Genomic DNA, 18,169 nt, shown 5'->3' on the forward strand with positions numbered 1-18,169 from the left:
ACTATTTGCGTCCCTGCATTTTTTTGACCTGCTCTTCGGCCTCTACCCGTGCCAGATGGTCTGTTTCCAGCACCGTCTCAAGGGTGTCTATGGCATCAGTTAGGCGAAACCGGCCCGAAATCCCGTCAAGCGTGGCCTCGACCACGCCGGCCATATCCATGAAACCGATCCGCCGGGCCAGAAATCCGTCCAGCGCGATCTCCTTGGCCGCGTTGAAGACGGCGCCCGCGCGACCGCCGGTTTCCATCACCGCCCGCGCGATGCCGAGCGCGGGGTAGCGCGTGTCGCAAGGCGCCAGAAACTCCAGCGTCGCCAGTTCCGCCAGATTGATCCGCGCGACCGGCAGATGCCGGCGGTCTGGCCAGTGCAGCGCATAACCGATGGCATGGCGCATGTCCGGCGCACCCAGATGCGCCATCAGCGCGCCGTCGCGAAACCCCACAAGCGCATGGATGATGGATTGCGGATGCACGACCGCCTCGATCTGATCCGGGCGGACACCGAAAAACTCCTTGGTCTCGATCAGCTCCATCGCCTTGTTGAACATCGACGCGCTGTCGATGGTGATCCGCTGCCCCATGTCCCAGTTCGGATGCGCCCCGGCATCCGCCACCGTCGCATCGGGCAACGCTTCCACCGGCCAGTCGCGCAAGCCCCCGCCCGAAGCGGTGATGACGATCCGTTCCACCGCCGCCATGTCCTCGCCGACCAGCGCCTGAAACACCGCCGAGTGCTCGCTGTCCACCGGCAGGATCGTCGCGCCATGGGCGCGCCCTTCGGCCAGCAGAAGCGGGCCTGCGGTGACCAGACTTTCCTTGTTCGCCAGCGCCAGCGTGGTGCCATGCCGCAAGGCCCGGAACCCGGGCGCAAGCCCCGCCGCGCCCACGATCGCCGACATGATCCAGTCCGCGGGCCGGTCCGCCGCTTCGATCAGCGCGGCCTCCCCGGCGGCGGCGGCGATCCCGGATCCGGCGAGCGCGTCGCGCAGCGCGGGCAGTTCCTCCTCATAGGCGGTCACCGCGATATCGGCACCGACGGCGCGCGCGTCGCGCGCCAGCTGCGCCACGTTCCGCCCGCCGGTCAGCGCCACCACGTCATAGCCGTCGGGCGCGCGCGCGATCAGATCGAGCGTGTTCTGCCCGATGGATCCGGTGGCTCCGAAAACACTGACCTTTCGCATGGACACTCCCTAAAGCGGCGGCGGCGGGAACACGATCAGGCTTTCGACCAACAGCAGCAGAAGCGCCGCGCCAAGCATCCCGTCGAACCGGTCGAACACGCCCCCGTGCCCCGGCAGCAGGGTCGAGCTGTCCTTGACCCCCATCCGCCGTTTTACCGCACTTTCGGCGATATCGCCCATCTGGCTTGCCATGCTCAGCGCAACGGATATTCCTATCAGCTCCACCCCCGTTCCGGTTGTCTGCATGAACGCCGCGCCCACTATCCCAGCGCTGACCCAGCCCGCCACCGTGCCCGACCATGTCTTCTTGGGGCTGACGCGCGGCCAGAATTTCGGACCGCCGAGAATCCGCCCGGCGAAATAGCCCAGCACATCGGTCGCGGCGACGACCAGCACCAGCCACAGCATCCAGGTCAGCCCGAAATCCTCGCGATGGACCAGAAGACCGAACCCCGCGAACATGATGAGCGCGGTATACATGATGTAGAGTGTGCGGTTCTTGTCCAGAAGCCCGATGCCCGCGATACTCGCCAGAAGCAGGAGCGGCAGGCCCAGCCCCACGGGCAGCAGCTTTGCCGCAAGCAGCAGCCCGGCGGCCAGACCGCCAAGCGCAATCGCACGCCGCGGGCCGCCGCCCAGCATCCGCACAAGCTCCCAGACCAGCGTGCCGACGATCAAAAGGACAAGCCCGATAAACCACCAGCCGCCAGCCCAGACCGCCGCCAGCCCCACAATCGCCATCGCAACGCCCGTGACCATGCGAACCGCAAGGTCGGAAAAGCTGTCGCGACTGAAATTCATCGACCGCGCCGGGATCAGGCCGGCACCGCGCCGAAACGTCGCTCGCGATTGCAGAAGCGGCGCAAGACCTTGTCGAACTCCGCAGGCGTGAAGTCGGGCCAGAGCGTGTCGATGAACTCGTACTCCGCATAGGCCGACTGCCAGAGCAGAAAGTTGGAGATCCGCGCCTCGCCGCTGGTCCGGATCACCAGATCGGGGTCGGGCAGCAGGCAGGTATCGAGGTATTTCGGCAGCGTCTCGTCGCTTACATGGCGCGGGTCGAGCTTGCCTGCGGCCACGTCATGGGCAAGCCGCCTTGTGGCGCGCGCCACCTCGTCCCGGCCGCCATAGTTCAGCGCGATGGTCAGATGGGTGCCCGCATTGCCGGCCGTCAGTAATTCCAGATTGTCCATCATGTCGACCAGCGACGGCTCCAACCGCACCCGGTCGCCGATGAACCGCACCCGCACATTCTCGTCGATCAGCGATTGCGTCTCGCGCCGGATGTAGCGCTTGAACAGCTTCATCAGCCCCGCCACCTCGGTCTGGGTCCGCTTCCAGTTCTCGGTCGAAAAGGCAAAGATCGTCAGGTATTCCACACCCAGATCCGGGCAGGAGCGCACGATCTCCTTGACCCGCTTTGCGCCTGCGTGATGGCCCACCAGCCGTGGCCGCCCGCGCATCTGCGCCCACCGGCCGTTGCCGTCCATGATGATCGCCACATGGCGCGGCGTCTTGTCCTTGTCGGCGGTCTCGGGGCTCGATCGGGCCATGGGCGGCTCCTCAATTGTCGGGAATGTCGCTCGTTACTCAGACTTGCATGATCTCGGCTTGCTTGGTTTCCAGCGCCGCATCGACCCGCGCGATATGGCCATCGGTCAGCTCCTGCACCTCGGCCTCCCACAGCTTCTGGTCGTCCTCCGACATGCCGTCGGCCTTCGCCTTCTTGATCTGATCCATCCCGTCGCGCCGCACATTGCGGATCGCGACCCGCGCGTTTTCGGCATAATGCGCCGCAACCTTGGTCAGCTCGCGCCGGCGTTCCTCGTTCAGTTCGGGGATCGGCAGCATGATGATCGTGCCGTTCAGCTGCGGGTTGATGCCCAGCCCGCTTTCGCGAATGGCCTTCTCCACCTTGCCGACCATGGATTTGTCCCAGACGTTGATCGTCACCATCCGGCTTTCGGGCACGTTCACCGTGCCCACCTGATTGATCGGGGTCATCTGGCCATAGGCTTCCACCTGCACCGGCTCCAGCATCGCCGCCGAGGCCCGGCCCGTGCGCAACGAGGCGAATTCGGTCCTCAGATTGGCAAGCGCCCCGTCCATCCGCCGCTCAAGGTCGGCTACATCAATTTCAATATCGTCGGACATGTCCCTGCCCCGTTCTTATCAACGCGTGTTAGTCAGTACTTCTAAGCCCTTACTGGACTTTTGTATAGGTGCCTTCCCCGGCCAGAATGCCCTTGAACCCGCCGGGTTCATCCAGCGAGAACACGATGATCGGCACATCGTTTTCACGGGCCAGCGCGATGGCGGAGGCATCCATCACGCCCAGATGCTGGGCCAGAACCTCGTCATAGCTGATCTGCTCATAGCGCACCGCATCGTCATGTTCGACCGGATCCTTGTCATAGACCCCGTCCACCTTGGTGCCCTTGAAGATCGCCTCGCATCCCATTTCATTCGCGCGCAGCGTGGCGGCCGTATCGGTGGTGAAATACGGATTGCCGGTGCCCGCGGCAAAGATCACCACGCGCTTCTTCTCCAGATGGCGCACCGCGCGGCGACGGATATAGGGCTCGCAGACCTGATCCATCGGGATCGCGCTGATCACGCGGGTGAACACGCCCAGGCTCTCCAGCGCCGACTGCATCGCCAGCGCGTTCATTACCGTCGCCAGCATGCCCATGTAATCCGCAGTCGTGCGCTCCATCCCCTGTGCGGAGCCCTGAAGCCCGCGGAAGATGTTGCCGCCGCCGATCACCATGCAGATCTCCACCCCCAGATCATGGACTGATTTGACCTCCTGAGCGATCCGCTCCACCGTGGGCGGATGCAATCCGAACCCCTGGCTCCCCATCAATGCCTCGCCCGAAATCTTCAGCATCACGCGGTTATAGGCAGGGCGGGTCGCGGGTGTTTCGTCTGGCATGAGATCCTCGGAGGCGGCCGCTGGCGCGGCAGGGTCATTGAGATTGCCGCAACATGGCGTAAAAGGGCTTTGGGTTCAACGCCCGTCTCGGCCCCATTGCGTCTACTTCAAGAACGACCCGCAAGATATTGATCGATATAAAAACTCTCTCGCCGGAATGCCCCGTTCTGATCGCCGGACCCACGGCGTCCGGCAAATCGGCGCTGGCACTGTCCATCGCCGAGGCGCAGGGCGGGCGCATTCTCAACGCCGACGCGTTGCAGGTCTATGACGGCTGGCGCGTTCTCACCGCGCGCCCGGGGCCCGACGAAGAAGTCCGCGCGCCGCACGCGCTTTACGGCCACGTCCCGTTCGAAGCGGCCTATTCCGTGGGTCAATGGCTCCGCGATCTGGGCCCGCTTCTGGACGGTCCCCGCCCGATTATCGTCGGCGGCACGGGCCTTTACTTCCGCGCCCTCACCGAAGGCCTGGCCGAGATCCCGCCGACACCGCCCGCGATCAGGGCCGAGGCCGATGCCCTGCCCGACGCGACGCTTCTCTCCGATCTTGATGCGGCCGATCCGGTGCTTGCCACCCGCATCGACCGGCAGAACCGCGCCCGCGTTCAGCGTGGCTGGGAGGTCTGGCGCGCCACCGGCCGGCCGCTGTCGGAGTGGCAGGCCGGAACCGCGCCGCCGCTCCTGCCGCTGACCCGGACCCAGCCGCTCCTGCTCGATGCGGATCGGGACTGGCTGAATGCGCGGATCGAAACCCGTTTCGATCTGATGCTGCGAAACGGCGCGCTGGAGGAGGCCCGCGCCAATCTGCCCCGCTGGCCACGGGCCGGGGGCAGCGCCAAGGCGATCGGCGCGCCCGAGTTGATCGCGCATCTGCGCGGCGAGTTGTCCCTTGAGGCCGCGCGCGATGCGGCGATCATCGCTTCGCGCCAATACGCCAAACGGCAGCGCACATGGTTCCGCGCGCGCATGTCGGGCTGGCGACATATTGCCCAACCATAGGCAAAATCCTGCACAGATACTGAGAATTATAGGAAAACCGCGGCTTCCCTTTCACTTTTGCGATCATTAGGCTCATCGGCGATGTCCGACTCCTACGCCGTCACCTCTTTGGGCCAATTGCGCATGCGCCCCACCTGGCGGGTGGAGACGCTGCACTCCAACACCCGCCATCATCTCTATTGGATCACCCGCGGTCAGGGCCGCGTCTCGGTCGGCTGCATCACCCGCGGCTACGGACCGAACACGGCGGTTTTCGTGCCCGCCGGCACGGTCATGTCGCTGGAATTGCCGCAACAGATCCAGGGTCTCTTGCTGCATATGCCGCCCGATCCGCTGGCCGAATTGCCTGCTGATCCGTTCCATCTGCGGATATCCAATATCGAGGCGCAGGCCAGTCTGACCGGTCATATCGAACGCATCGAACGGGAAATCGCGGCGCAGGCCCCCGCGCAGGATCGCGCGCTCAGAGGGTACGGGCTACTGGTGTCGACCTGGATCACCCGCGAGCTTGGCCGGCAGGAAGGGGCGATCCTGCGCGACAGGGCCCACCATCTGGTGGAGAAATTCGCCCGCCTCCTGTCGATCAGCTATCATACCGGCGCGGGTGTCGCCGATTATGCAGACCGTCTGGGCGTGACGCCCACCCATCTCAGCCGGGTCTGCAAGGAAGCCTCCGGCAAACCGGCACATGCGCTGATCCACGAACGCCTGATGCACGAAGCCCGCCGCCTGCTGGCCGATACCGACAAATCCGCGCGGCTGATCTCCGAAGAACTCGGGTTTTCCTCGCCCGCCTATTTCACAAGGGCCTTTTCCCAGTCCACAGGACGCACACCCACCGCGTTCCGAAGCTCTCCGCGGCGCAATTAACTGCGGGACGGATTATTTTCCCGCGATGTCGCTTTTGCAGTCGATGTCGGTTTCAGACCTTGATACTGTCGCAAAAGTTACATCAATGGACGGTCCTGCCCATTGACGCCCGGGTTGGAATATTGCGCAATATCCCCTGCGGCGTTGTAAGAAATGTCGAAAGGCATCGGCAGGCCGCCCGGATAAATTCAATCACACCGTCACAGGGAGACAAGGATGACGCACCCGACCAAAACTGGCACACGGGTACACCCCGCCGCCAAGATGTATGCCGATGAGTATCGGGAGGGCAAACTCAGCCGTCGCGAGTTCCTCGTCCGCACCTCCGCATTGGGGGTGGCCACCGCAACCGCATATTCGATGATCGGCCTGAACCCGGCACAGGCGATGAGCCATCGCCAGACCCCGCCCATGGGCGGAACGCTGCGCATCCAGATGGAGGTGCGCGCCCTGAAAGACCCCCGCAGCTATGACTGGTCGCAGATGGCCAATGTCAGCCGCGGGTTCCTCGAGTATCTGGTGGAATACAACGCCGATGGCTCGTTCTCCGGCGTCCTGCTCGACAGCTGGGAAGTCAATGACGACGCCACCCAGTATACGCTGCGGCTTCGCCCCGGCGTGAAATGGAACAACGGCGACGATTTCACCGCGGCTGACGTGGCCGCCAATTTCGAGGGCTGGTGCGATGCCAGCGTCGAGGGCAACTCGATGGCTGCGCGGATGGGCCAGCTTGTCGACCCAGAAACGCAGCGCGCCATCGAAGGCGGGATCGAGATCGTCGATGATCTGACCGTGCGGCTGAACCTGCCCGCGCCCGACATCACGATCATTCCCGGCGTGGCCGATTACCCGTCGGCGGTGCAGCACCGCGATCTGATCGGGACCAATCCGCTTGATCACGGCGTGGGCACCGGCGCCTATCGCATCACCAATTACGAGGTGGGCGTTCAGGCGACGCTGGAGAGAAACCCCGATCACGAATACTGGGGCGAGGCCTATCTGGACCGGATCGACTTCATCGACCTCGGGCAGGATCCGGCCGCTTGGCTGGCCGGCGCCGAGGCGGGCGAGTTCGACATGACCTACGAAACCGTGGGCGAATTCGTCGATCTCTTCCAGGCCATCGGGTGGGAGCAAAGCGACGTGGTGACCGCCGCCACCGTGGTGATCCGGCCCAACCAGAACAACGCGCCTTACGATAATCTTCAGGTGCGCAAGGCAATCGCGCTCGCGGTCGACCCGCAGGTCTGCCTCGATCTGGGCATCAACGGTCAGGGGGAGCTTGGGGAGAACCACCATGTCTGCCCGATCCACCCCGAATATGCCGAACTGCCGCCGATCACGATCGACAAGGACGCCGCCTTCGCGATGTTGCAGGAATCGGGCCATGCGGATTTCGATTTCGAGATCGTGTCAATCGACGACGATTATCGCCGCAACACCACCGATGCGGTGGCCGCCCAGCTTCGCGATGCCGGCTTCAACGTCACGCGCACGGTGATCCCCGGCTCCACCTTCTGGAACGACTGGACAAGCTATCCGTTCAGTTCGACCAACTGGAACCACCGGGAACTGGGGGTGATGATCCTGGGGCTGGCCTATCGCTCGGGCGTGGCCTGGAACGAAAGCGGCTTTGCCAATGCGGAGTTCGACGCGCTGCTGGATCAGGCGCTGGCGATCCAGAATGCCGATGCCCGGCGGGAGATCATGGTTCAGCTGCAAACCATCATGCAGGAGGAGGCGGTGACGCTTCAGCCCTACTGGCGGTCGCTCTTCCGGCATCACGTGCCCGGCGTGATCAACGCCGACATGCATCCGAAATTCGAGATCAACGTGCATTACCTCGGCATGGACGCGTGACGCGGAGCGGGGCGGCCCCAAAGGCCGCCCCGCCCTCTCTCTGCGGGGCCCCATGGCCCGCCCCATCCAGCCAACGGGCCCGTCAATGAGGCCCGATATCCGGCCGCCGTGGCCGAAAACCGACAGGGAACCAAATGGGACTATTCATCCTCAAACGGCTCGGGGTCATGCTGTTGACCGCGCTCTGCCTGACCTTCGTGGTCTTCTTTCTGACCAATCTCTACCCGAACCTCGAAAAGCTCGCGAAAACCCAGGGCAATGCCCGGATGACCGATGCCGAGGTGTCCAGCTGGCTGGATAACAACGGCTATGGCGCGCCGATGCTGGTGCGCTACGGAGAATGGCTGGGGGTGATGCCGGGCTGGACCCGGACGGATGAGGAAACCGGCGAGATCCGGGGGCGCTGCATCGATTTCGGCGACGATCCGGCCGAGGCGCCGCGATTCTGCGGCATGTTGCAGGGCGATCTGGGGTATTCCACAGTTTCCGATGACGAGGTTTCCAATATCGTCGGCGGGCGACTTCTGCTTACCGGCAAGCTGATGGGCTGGGTCCTGATCGTGATGATCCCGTCGGCGCTGGTCGTGGGCGTTCTGGCGGGCATGCGCGAAGGCTCCCGTCTCGATCGAACGCTGTCCACTGCCTCCATCGCCACGACGGCCACGCCGGAATATGTCTCGGGCGTGATCTTCATCGTCCTTCTCGCCTCCTCCACCGCGGGGCTGTCGCCATGGCTGACGGAAAACGGCTGGATCGAGGGGCGAACGCTCTTCCTCGGCTCCGCCCGATCCGCGATGGAGGATATCACCTTCTGGAACTTCACCCTGCCGGTGATGACGCTGGCGCTTTACGGCATGGGCTATATCGCGCGAATGACCCGGGCCTCCATGGCCGAGGTGATGACTGCGCAATACATCCGCACCGCGCGGCTGAAGGGCGTGAAATTCAGAACCATCGTTCTGAAACACGCGCTTCGTAACGCGCTGATCGCGCCCTTCACCGTCATCATGCTGCAGATCCCGTGGCTTCTGACCGGCGTGGTGATCGTGGAAACCCTGTTCAACTATAACGGCTTCGGCTGGACGCTCGTGCAGGCGGCGTCAAACAACGACATCGAGCTTCTGATGTCCGTTTCCATCGTGGCGGTGATCGTGGTGCTCGCCACACAGCTGATATCCGATATCGGCTATGTGTATCTGAACCCGCGCATCCGCATTTCTTGATAAGGAGCCCTGAGACATGGACCCGATTACCTGGACAGGCTCCCTTGGCCCCTTCCTCAACCCGCTGATGCTGGCCGCGATCGCGGTCTTCGTTCTGGGGTTTTTCGCGCAGCTCGTGCTGAACTTCGCGGGCGTGCAGCCCGGCGAGGTGCAGATCAACCCGGACCACACGCTGAGCGTCGCACGCTCGCCGAACGACTACGCGCTGATGGCGATGAAATACGCCGTCCTTCTGTTTCTGGCCTGCGTGGCCGTGTTCATTGTCGGCGGCATCGTGCAGCCCTCTCTGGAACAGAAGGGCATCATCGGCGCCATGGGGCAGCGTTTTCTGCCGGTCTGGATCGCGATGATCCTGATCTTCGCGCTGTCTGTCACCTTCAAGCGCAGGCTTGGTCTCTACGGCAAGCTTTTCGACAGCCCGATCGGCATGGTCGGCTTCTTTCTCGTGATGTTCTGGATGCTGACCGCGATCTTTGCCGGTCTCGTCGCGACCCATGGCGCCATCGATGTGGTCAGCCAGATGCGGAACGAAGTGCCGGGCAGCTTCATGCCCGACCCGGACGAGGGCGAATATCTCGTGTATCTTCTCGGTGGCGACAATCTGGGGCGCGATGTGTTCTCGCGGATGGTCTTCGGCGCCCGCGAGGTGCTGAAAATCGCCCCGGCGGCGACGCTTTTCGCCTTCATGGTCGGCATCACCCTCGGTCTGCCCGCGGGCTATTTCGGCGGCAAGCTCGACACCGTGCTGACCTTCATCGCCAATCTGGTTCTGGCCTTCCCGGTCATCCTGCTCTTCTACCTGCTGGTGACGCCGGAAATCGTGGCCTCGGGCATCCCGACCTACATGGCGGCGGTGCTGTTCCTGTTCCCGATCATCTTTTTCGTGATCCTGTTCAACAGCCGGTTCTTTACGCAACCGTTCACGCGGAACATCTATATCTTCCTGACGGTGCTGATCGGCGGCTGGCTCTATCTGGGCCTTGCGTGGAACTCCGACCCGCTTGGCATCATCTCGATGCCGGGCAACATCCTCATCGTGTTCGTCTCGGTCGTCTTCGTGAACTCGCCCACCGTGTTCCGGATCGTTCGCGGCATCGTGCTGGATATCAAGACCCGCGATTACGTGGCCGCCGGGCAGACCCGCGGCGAAGGCCCCTGGTACATCATGCTGTGGGAGATCCTGCCCAATGCGCGGGGGCCGCTGATCGTCGATTTCTGTCTCAGGATCGGCTACACCACCATCCTTCTGGGTACGCTTGGCTTCTTCGGGCTGGGCGTCAGCCCGGAAAGCCCCGACTGGGGCTCGACCATCAACGAAGGCCGCCGTCTCCTCACCATCTATCCGCACCCCGCCCTGCCGCCCGCCATCGCATTGATGACGATGGTGCTGGGCCTCAATCTGCTGGCCGACGGGTTGCGCGAGGAGAGCTTGAGGGACTGACCAAGATCGCGCGCGCCCACCGGCTCACCGACCGGAGACGGGCGCGCCGCCACACGGAATGTGCACCGGGTGCGCGTGCATGCAAATCATACGAGGCCGAACTGGCCCGACAGGGAGAAGAGTATCGATGGCTGAAGACACCGCTTATGACGGGCCCATTCTGGAGATCGACAAATTGTCGATTTCCTTTTTCACGCGGCTGCGCGAAATCCCCGCCGTGATGGATTTCTCCGCCAATGTGATGCCGGGCGAAGCGCTTGGTCTGGTGGGGGAATCCGGCTGCGGAAAATCCACCGTGGCGCTTGGCGTCATGCAGGATCTGGGCGTAAACGGCAAAATCGTCGGCGGCACGATCAAGTTCAAGGGCCGCGACCTGTCCGAGATGTCGCCCGAGGAGTTGCGCGATATCCGCGGATCGCAGATCGCGATGATCTATCAGGAGCCTATGGCATCGCTCAACCCGGCCATGAAGATCGGCAAGCAGCTTGCCGAGGTGCCCGTCATCCACGAAGGCATCAGCGAAGAAGAGGCGATGAAACGCGCCCGACAGGTGGTCGAGGATGTGAAGCTCCCCGATCCCGACCGCATCCTGAAAGCCTATCCGCACCAGCTTTCCGGCGGACAACAGCAACGCATCGTGATCGCCATGGCGCTGATGTCCAAACCCTCGCTGCTCATCCTCGATGAACCCACCACCGCGCTAGATGTGACGGTGGAGGCCGCGATTGTCGAACTGGTCAAGGATCTGGGCAAGAAATACGGCACCTCGATGCTGTTCATTTCCCACAATCTGGGGCTGGTGCTTGAAACCTGCGACAGGATTTGCGTGATGTATTCCGGCGAGGCGGTCGAACGCGGCTCCATCGAGGATGTGTTCGACGAGATGAAGCACCCCTACACGCAGGCGCTGTTCCGCTCGATCCCGCTGCCCGGCGCCGACAAGAACGCCAGCCCGCTGATCGCGATCCCGGGCAACTTCCCGCTCCCCCATGAACGGCCAAACGGCTGCAATTTCGGCCCCCGCTGCGACTATTTCGAGGCCGGGCGCTGCGATGCGGGCCCGATCAGCATGGCTCAGGTCGAAGGGAACGACCGCCACGCGACCCGCTGCCTGCGGTTTCAGGAAATCGACTGGTCCGCGCCGCCTACCCTTGCCGACAAGAAGGAAAAGGGTGTCATTGGCGATACCGTGCTGAAGGTCGATAATCTCAAGAAATATTATGAGGTTGCGGCCAATTCGATGTTCGGCGGGGCCGACAAGAAGGTGGTGAAGGCCAACGAGACCATCAGTTTCGAGGCGCGCGAGTCCGAAACTCTCGCCATCGTCGGTGAAAGCGGCTGCGGCAAGTCCACGCTGGCCAAGGTTCTGATGGGGCTGGAAACCGCCACCGAAGGCCAGGTCATGCTCGACAACCTGTCGATCGAAAGCACCGAAATCCAGGATCGCGACACCAGGACCGTCTCCTCCATCCAGATGGTGTTTCAGAACCCGTTCGACACGCTGAACCCGTCGATGACCGTGGGCCGGCAGATCATCCGCGCGCTGGAGATATTCAAGATCGGAAACACCGAGGCCGAACGCCGGGTCCGGATGCTGGAGTTGCTCGATCTGGTGAAACTGCCGCGCGAATTCGCCGACCGGATGCCGCGCCAGCTCTCCGGCGGGCAGAAACAGCGCGTCGGCATCGCGCGTGCCTTTGCCGGCGGCGCGCGCATCGTGGTCGCCGACGAGCCGGTCTCGGCGCTCGACGTGTCGGTGCAGGCCGCCGTGACCGACCTGCTGATGGAGATCCAGCGCAACGAGAAAACCACCCTGCTCTTCATCTCGCACGACTTGAGCATCGTCCGCTATCTCTCTGATCGCGTTATGGTTATGTATCTTGGCCATGTGGTGGAACTGGGCTCTACCGATCAGGTCTTTTCGCCGCCCTATCACCCCTATACCGAGGCGCTGCTTTCCGCCGTGCCGATCGCCGATACCTCCGTCGAGAAAAAGCATATCGTGCTTGAGGGAGATATCCCCTCGGCCATGAACCCGCCCTCGGGCTGCCCGTTCCAGACACGCTGCCGCTGGAAATCCGAAGTTCCGGGCAATCTTTGCGAGACCGAGGTACCGCCGCAACGGAAGATGGCCGCAGGCCACGAGATCAAGTGCCATCTGGCCGACGATATCCTTGCCCAGATGGATCCGGTGATCAAGATCGCGGCCGAGTAGCGACACGGGATAGCGACACGGGGAGCCCCGCCCGGGCGGAACACAAACAGGGCCGGTGCGTTGATCTTCATCTGACGGATGGAGATTTCAGTGCCGACCCAGAGCTTCCAATGGGCGCTCCCCATCATGAGAGCGGGCTATGCCGGGCGGGGGATCGTCTATATTGTCGTGGCCGGCCTGTCGCTTTGGGCGATCTTCCGGGGCGGGGACGCGGAAGGCACCGGCTCCGCGTTTTCCACGCTGAGCGCGTCGCCCTTCGGCTGGGTGCTTCTGGCGCTGATCGTTCTGGGCATGGCCGCCTATGCGATCTGGCGCATTCTGGACGCCGCGATGGACCTTGAGGATTACGGCACGGACGCCAAGGGCCTGATTGCCCGCGCGGGCATGGTCGTCACCGGCCTTGTTCACAGTGCCATCGGTGTGCTTGCCGTCAGCCTGATCATCGGGGCAAGCCGGTCTGGCGGCGGGATCGAACATGCCGTCGTGGCGGTCCTGCGGATGCCCGGCGGCCGATGGATCATCGCTTTCGCCGCAATCTGCACCCTTGGGGCCGCCCTCTACTACCTGCAAAAAGCCTTGCGCCGGACCTATCGCGACAAGTTGCGGGCCAGCCACTTCACCCGCAACTGGGATTGGGCGATGCAGGCCGGTGTCGCGTCGCAGGGCGTGGTTGTCGGCGTGATCGGCGGATTTCTGGCCATGGCCGCGCTCCGCGCCGACAGTACGCATGCCGGCGGCATGGGCCAGGCTTTCGACTGGCTGGGCCAGCAGCCATTCGGCCAGGCGCTCGTAATCCTGCTCTGCCTCGGTCTGCTCGGCTTTGCGTTCTTCTGTTTCGTGAATGCGGGGTATCGCATCATCCCGCGGATCGCCGAGCCCGGCACGGAATCGCTTGGGGAATTTCTCAAACGCAAGGCTCGCGCCGCCACCTGATCCGCAGCAGGTAAAGAAAAAGGGGGAGCCGAGGCTCCCCCAGTTTCGCTGTTCAGGCTCACTCTTTATGTACCGCCCGGTTTCTGCCTGCGGCCTGAACCGCGTCAGGGGCGAGCGCACCCGCCCCGTGTCTCAGGTCTCCGCTCCCGGGCAAGGGCGCGGGAAACCCGATTTCGTTCAACTAGCTCTTGGTCCCTTCGTCTTCGTGAAGATCCAAGCGAACGGTCAACTGGAACATCGGAAAACCGGCCACGGCCCCTTTGAAAATACCCCGGCCATGTATCACGCGTCCCTTCAGGTCGATTTCAAACTGTTCGATATCGCCGAAGACCGACTCCATCGTCTTGTCATGCTGTGTGACTTTCACATGCCCCACCACATCATCGCCCTGTTCTTCCAATTGCCCCTCGTAGAAGTACCCAATGTCACCACCTGAAATCCGGTGACCCTCAATCATCACTGTGCCTCCTCCGAAAGCGCCGAGGCTGCTTTCAAAGGACACCACATATGCTCCGTCAATGAGTTGTGGCACTCTCTCATCTCCTGTTTGTCGTGTCGTGCAGCCCCCACTAGAATATAGAATTGATTACTTCGTGCAGTTCCGTACGTATTCTAGGTCCCTTGTTTGGCCCCGAAACCTCGGGTCCGCTGTTGGCTTGGGCGCGGAGTGATCACGCCCAGACCGCTCTTGTCAGCTACAGCCCGAGGTTGCCCCACAGGTGGTGCACTTCATGCAGGTGCCATTGCGGACGAGGGTGTAGTTTCCACACTCGCCGCAGGCTTCGCCTTCATAGCCCTGCATTTTCGCCTTGGTCCGTGCGTCCATGCCCACGGTTCCGGTTGCCACGGCTGTGGTGCTTGAAATGGTCGCGACCGTGGTGGTCGTTTCCGATGTTTCGGGCACCAGCGTCTGAAGCGCCGCAATCGGGTCACCGTCAGGCGCCATCGCGCCCGCCTGTGCTCCGCCCTGCAGCACGACCAGTTCCTGCGGCACCCGCTTGCGCAGATACCCGGTGGAGCTGATCTGTTTCAGAACCGCCAGAGATTTCGACGCGGCGCTTTCGCTGACCGGCGCCACATTCGACACGCCTTCCTCCACACCGCGGCCGACACTGTCGAAGCTTTCGCCTTCCGGCTTCACATGGGCCAGATCGGTCCGGTCCAGATAACTGACCGCCAGTTCGCGGAAGATATAGTCGAGGATCGAGGTCGCATTCTTGATCGAGTCGTTGCCCTGCACCATGCCCGAAGGTTCGAACTTGGTGAAGGTGAACGCATCCACGAACTCCTCCAGCGGCACGCCGTATTGCAGGCCCACACTGACCGCGATGGCGAAATTGTTCATCATCGCGCGGAAGCCGGCACCTTCCTTGTGCATGTCGATGAAGATCTCGCCCAACTGGCCGTCGCCATATTCGCCCGTGCGCAGATAGACCTTGTGGCCGCCGACGATGGCTTTCTGCGTATAGCCTTTCCGCCGCTCGGGGAGCTTTTCGCGATGGGCGCGGATCACCTCCTTGATCACCACCTTCTCGATGATCTTCTCGGCGAGAACCTGCGCCTTCTCCATCGTGTTGCCGCTTTCCAGAATTTCCGCGGCCTCGTCGTCATCCTCGACCAGTGCGGCGGCCAGCGGCTGCGACAGCTTGGAGCCATCACGATAAAGCGCGTTGGCCTTCACGCCGAGGCTCCACGAAAGCTCATACGCCTTCTGGCAATCCTCGATGGTCGCGTCATTCGGCATGTTGATCGTCTTCGAGATCGCGCCCGAGATGAAGCTCTGCGCGGCGGCCATCATGTAGATATGGCTGTCGACCGACAGGAACCGCTTGCCCTTCTTGCCGCAGGGGTTGGCGCAGTCGAAGACGCTCAGATGCTCGTCCTTCAGGAACGGTGCCCCTTCCAGCGTCATCGTCCCGCAGACATGGTCGTTGGCCGCGTCGATATCGGCTTTCGAGAAGCCCAGATGCCGCAGCATGTCGAAGGTCGGATCGTTCAGCTTGGCCGCCGGAATGCCCAGGGTCTTGGTGCAGAACTCCTCCCCCAGGGTCCACTGGTTGAACACGAACCGGATGTCGAAGGCCGATGGCAGCGCCTGTTCGATCTTCTCGATCTCGGCGGGGCCGAACCCGTGCCCGATCAGCGCGGTATGGTTGATCCCAGGTGCGTTGCCCATGGTTGCGTGTCCGACGGCGTAGCTGATGATCTCCTCGATCTGGGAGGAACTGTAGCCAAGCGTCGTCAGCGCGCCGGGCACCGACTGGTTGATGATCTTGAAGTAGCCGCCACCGGCCAGTTTCTTGAACTTCACCAGCGCGAAATCGGGTTCGATCCCGGTGGTGTCGCAATCCATCACCAAACCGATGGTTCCGGTCGGTGCGATCACCGTCGATTGCGCGTTGCGGTAGCCGTGCTTTTCGCCCAACTCCAGCGCCTCGTCCCACGCCTGCTTGGCCAGCGCGATCAGGGACTGGTCCGGGCAATTGCCATGGTCCAGCGCGACCGGCTTCACCGCCAGCCCCTCATAGCCATCGGTCCGGCCATAGGCGGCGGTCCGGTGGTTCCGCATCACGCGCAGCATGTGCTCCCGGTTCCGCTTGTAGCCTGCAAACGGGCCCAGTTCCGACGCGATCTCGGCAGAGGTGGCATAAGCCACCCCGGTCATGATCGCGGTCAGCGCTCCACACATCGCCCGGCCTTCGGGGCTGTCATAGCCATAGCCCATATTCATCAGCAGACCGCCGATATTGGCATAGCCAAGGCCGAGGGTCCGGAAGTCGTAGGAAAGCTGCGCGATTTCCTTGGACGGAAACTGCGCCATCATCACGCTGATCTCCAGCGTCAGCGTCCAAAGCCGCGTGGCATGCATGTAGCTCTCCGCGTCGAACCGGCCTTCATGGTAGAAGGTCAACAGGTTCATCGACGCCAGATTGCAGGCGGTGTCGTCAAGGAACATGTATTCCGAACACGGGTTGGAGCCGCGGATGGCACCATCGCTCGGGCAGGTGTGCCACGAATTCACCGTGTCGTGGAACTGGATGCCCGGATCGGCGCAGGCCCAGGCCGCGTGGCCGACCTTTTCCCACAGATCGCGGGCCTTCACGGTCTTCGATACGGTACCGTCCTTGCGGTTGATCAGGTCCCAGTCCGCATCCTCCTCGACCGCCTTCAGGAACGCGTCGGTGACCCGGATGGAGTTGTTGGAGTTCTGGCCCGAAACCGAGCTGTACGCTTCCGAATCCCAGTCCGTATCATAGGTGGGGAACTCGATGGCGGTGTGGCCCTGCTTTGCATAATCCAACACGCGCTTGATGTAGGTTTCGGGAATGGCCACTTTTTTGGCCTCCCGAATTGCAGATTTCAGACTTTCGTTGGCGCCCGGGTCCACCGCATCCTCAAGCGCGCCATCCCAGGTGCGGATCGCGTCGAAAATGCCGTTCAGCATCTTTTCATGCATCTTGGAGCCAGCGACGATGGAGGCCACTTTCTGCTCTTCGATCACCTTCCAGTTGATGAATTCCTCGATGTCGGGATGGTCCGCGTCGACGATCACCATCTTGGCGGCGCGGCGCGTGGTGCCGCCCGATTTGATCGCGCCCGCGGCCCGGTCGCCGATCTTGAGAAAGCCCATCAGGCCCGACGACTTGCCACCGCCCGAAAGCTTCTCGCCCTCGCCGCGCAGAAGCGAGAAATTGGTGCCGGTGCCCGAGCCGTATTTGAACAGACGTGCCTCGCGGACCCACAGATCCATGATGCCGCCTTCATTCACCAGATCGTCCTGAACGCCCTGGATGAAGCAGGCATGAGGCTGCGGATGCTCGTAGGACGAGGTGGATTTCGTCAGCTTGCCGGTCTTGTAGTCCACATAGTGGTGGCCCTGCGCGGGGCCGTCGATGCCATAGGCCCAGTGCAGACCGGTGTTGAACCATTGCGGGCTGTTGGGCGCGGCCATCTGGCGGGCCAGCATCAGCTGCATCTCGTCGAAATACGCGCGCGCATCCTTCTCGGAGGTGAAGTATCCGCCCTTCCAGCCCCAATACGCCCACGCCCCGGCAAGACGCCGGAAGACCTGCTTGGCAGATGTTTCCCCGCCATAGCGTTGGTCCTCCGGCAGAGCCTCCAGCGCCTTTTCGTCGGCCACGTGGCGCTGCAGGAACGAGGGAACGCCCTTTTCCTTGACCGGTTTCAGCGCGGCGGGCACGCCGGCCTTGCGGAAGTATTTCTGCGCGATCACATCGGATGCGACCTGGCTCCAGCCGGCGGGCACTTCCACCTCGTCCAGCTTGAAAACCGTGGTGCCGTCGGGATTGCGGATCTCCGACGAGGTGATGGTGAAGTCCAGCCCGGCATATGTGTCTGCGCCTGCGGTCGTGAATCTGCGTTCAATTTTCATCGCTGCCTCTAGCTAACCTGTTCCCCTGAACGGTCTTGCCGGTGTGGTCCCGGCGCGTACCGTCCTCTCTTCGCGGTGGCACAAACCTCCCGCCCGGGCCCAATGGGCCCGATGCCATGCT

At 62.8% G+C, this 18,169-nt stretch carries 14 protein-coding genes; 7 read left to right on the plus strand and 7 right to left on the minus strand.

The features are described 5' to 3' along the window. Position 1: 1 nt before the first annotated feature. Genes dxr through pyrH form a run of 5 tightly spaced genes read right to left on the minus strand, consistent with a single transcriptional unit; the run spans position 2 to position 4,115 of the window. Complete coding sequence (gene dxr, locus ACQ651_RS07805) at positions 2–1,180, minus strand: 1-deoxy-D-xylulose-5-phosphate reductoisomerase (RefSeq protein ID WP_430448968.1); 1,179 nt, start codon at positions 1,178–1,180, stop codon at positions 2–4. Between the two features lie 9 nt (positions 1,181–1,189). Continuing rightward, a complete protein-coding gene (locus ACQ651_RS07810; protein ID WP_430448969.1) occupies positions 1,190–1,981 on the minus strand; it encodes a phosphatidate cytidylyltransferase in 792 nt (263 codons plus the stop codon). Positions 1,982–1,995: 14 nt separating this feature from the next. Then, positions 1,996–2,733: an isoprenyl transferase gene (locus ACQ651_RS07815; protein ID WP_227286616.1), complete on the minus strand. Its 738-nt coding sequence runs from the start codon at positions 2,731–2,733 to the stop codon at positions 1,996–1,998. A gap of 37 nt (positions 2,734–2,770) precedes the next feature. After that, the gene (gene frr / locus ACQ651_RS07820) at positions 2,771–3,334 is read right to left on the minus strand and encodes a ribosome recycling factor (protein WP_121897885.1); all 564 of its coding nucleotides are present in this window, start codon (positions 3,332–3,334) and stop codon (positions 2,771–2,773) included. Positions 3,335–3,383: 49 nt separating this feature from the next. Continuing rightward, complete coding sequence (gene pyrH, locus ACQ651_RS07825) at positions 3,384–4,115, minus strand: UMP kinase (RefSeq protein WP_227286617.1); 732 nt, start codon at positions 4,113–4,115, stop codon at positions 3,384–3,386. Positions 4,116–4,243: 128 nt separating this feature from the next. Here pyrH and miaA point away from each other — a divergent pair, with 128 nt between their 5' ends. From miaA to ACQ651_RS07860, 7 genes are all read left to right on the plus strand, one after another. Further along, on the plus strand, positions 4,244–5,113 hold the full coding sequence (gene miaA / locus ACQ651_RS07830; RefSeq protein ID WP_430448970.1) for a tRNA (adenosine(37)-N6)-dimethylallyltransferase MiaA: 870 nt from the start codon (positions 4,244–4,246) through the stop codon (positions 5,111–5,113). 81 nt (positions 5,114–5,194) lie between these two features. Continuing rightward, positions 5,195–5,983: a helix-turn-helix domain-containing protein gene (locus ACQ651_RS07835; protein WP_227286619.1), complete on the plus strand. Its 789-nt coding sequence runs from the start codon at positions 5,195–5,197 to the stop codon at positions 5,981–5,983. 216 nt (positions 5,984–6,199) lie between these two features. After that, positions 6,200–7,843: an ABC transporter substrate-binding protein gene (locus ACQ651_RS07840; RefSeq protein ID WP_375552161.1), complete on the plus strand. Its 1,644-nt coding sequence runs from the start codon at positions 6,200–6,202 to the stop codon at positions 7,841–7,843. A gap of 134 nt (positions 7,844–7,977) precedes the next feature. After that, on the plus strand, positions 7,978–9,066 hold the full coding sequence (locus tag ACQ651_RS07845) for an ABC transporter permease (protein WP_430448971.1): 1,089 nt from the start codon (positions 7,978–7,980) through the stop codon (positions 9,064–9,066). 16 nt (positions 9,067–9,082) lie between these two features. Then, positions 9,083–10,507 (plus strand): ABC transporter permease, encoded by a 1,425-nt coding sequence (locus ACQ651_RS07850; RefSeq protein ID WP_227286625.1) that lies wholly within the window; start codon positions 9,083–9,085, stop codon positions 10,505–10,507. 127 nt (positions 10,508–10,634) lie between these two features. Continuing rightward, positions 10,635–12,722: an ABC transporter ATP-binding protein gene (locus ACQ651_RS07855; RefSeq protein ID WP_227286627.1), complete on the plus strand. Its 2,088-nt coding sequence runs from the start codon at positions 10,635–10,637 to the stop codon at positions 12,720–12,722. A 90-nt stretch (positions 12,723–12,812) separates the two neighbouring features. Further along, positions 12,813–13,655: a DUF1206 domain-containing protein gene (locus tag ACQ651_RS07860; RefSeq protein WP_430448972.1), complete on the plus strand. Its 843-nt coding sequence runs from the start codon at positions 12,813–12,815 to the stop codon at positions 13,653–13,655. 181 nt (positions 13,656–13,836) lie between these two features. On the opposite strand, the gene ACQ651_RS07865 is transcribed toward ACQ651_RS07860, so the two are convergent. Next, entirely contained in the window at positions 13,837–14,187 is a 351-nt protein-coding gene (locus tag ACQ651_RS07865) for a GrlR family regulatory protein (RefSeq protein WP_227286630.1), read from the minus strand. 159 nt (positions 14,188–14,346) lie between these two features. Further along, positions 14,347–18,048, minus strand: a complete 3,702-nt coding sequence (locus ACQ651_RS07870; RefSeq protein WP_430448973.1) for a vitamin B12-dependent ribonucleotide reductase — start codon at positions 18,046–18,048, stop codon at positions 14,347–14,349. Positions 18,049–18,169: the final 121 nt, after the last annotated feature.

The sequence above is a fragment of the Rhodophyticola sp. genome (assembly GCF_965284195.1).
Lineage (GTDB): Bacteria > Pseudomonadota > Alphaproteobacteria > Rhodobacterales > Rhodobacteraceae > Rhodophyticola.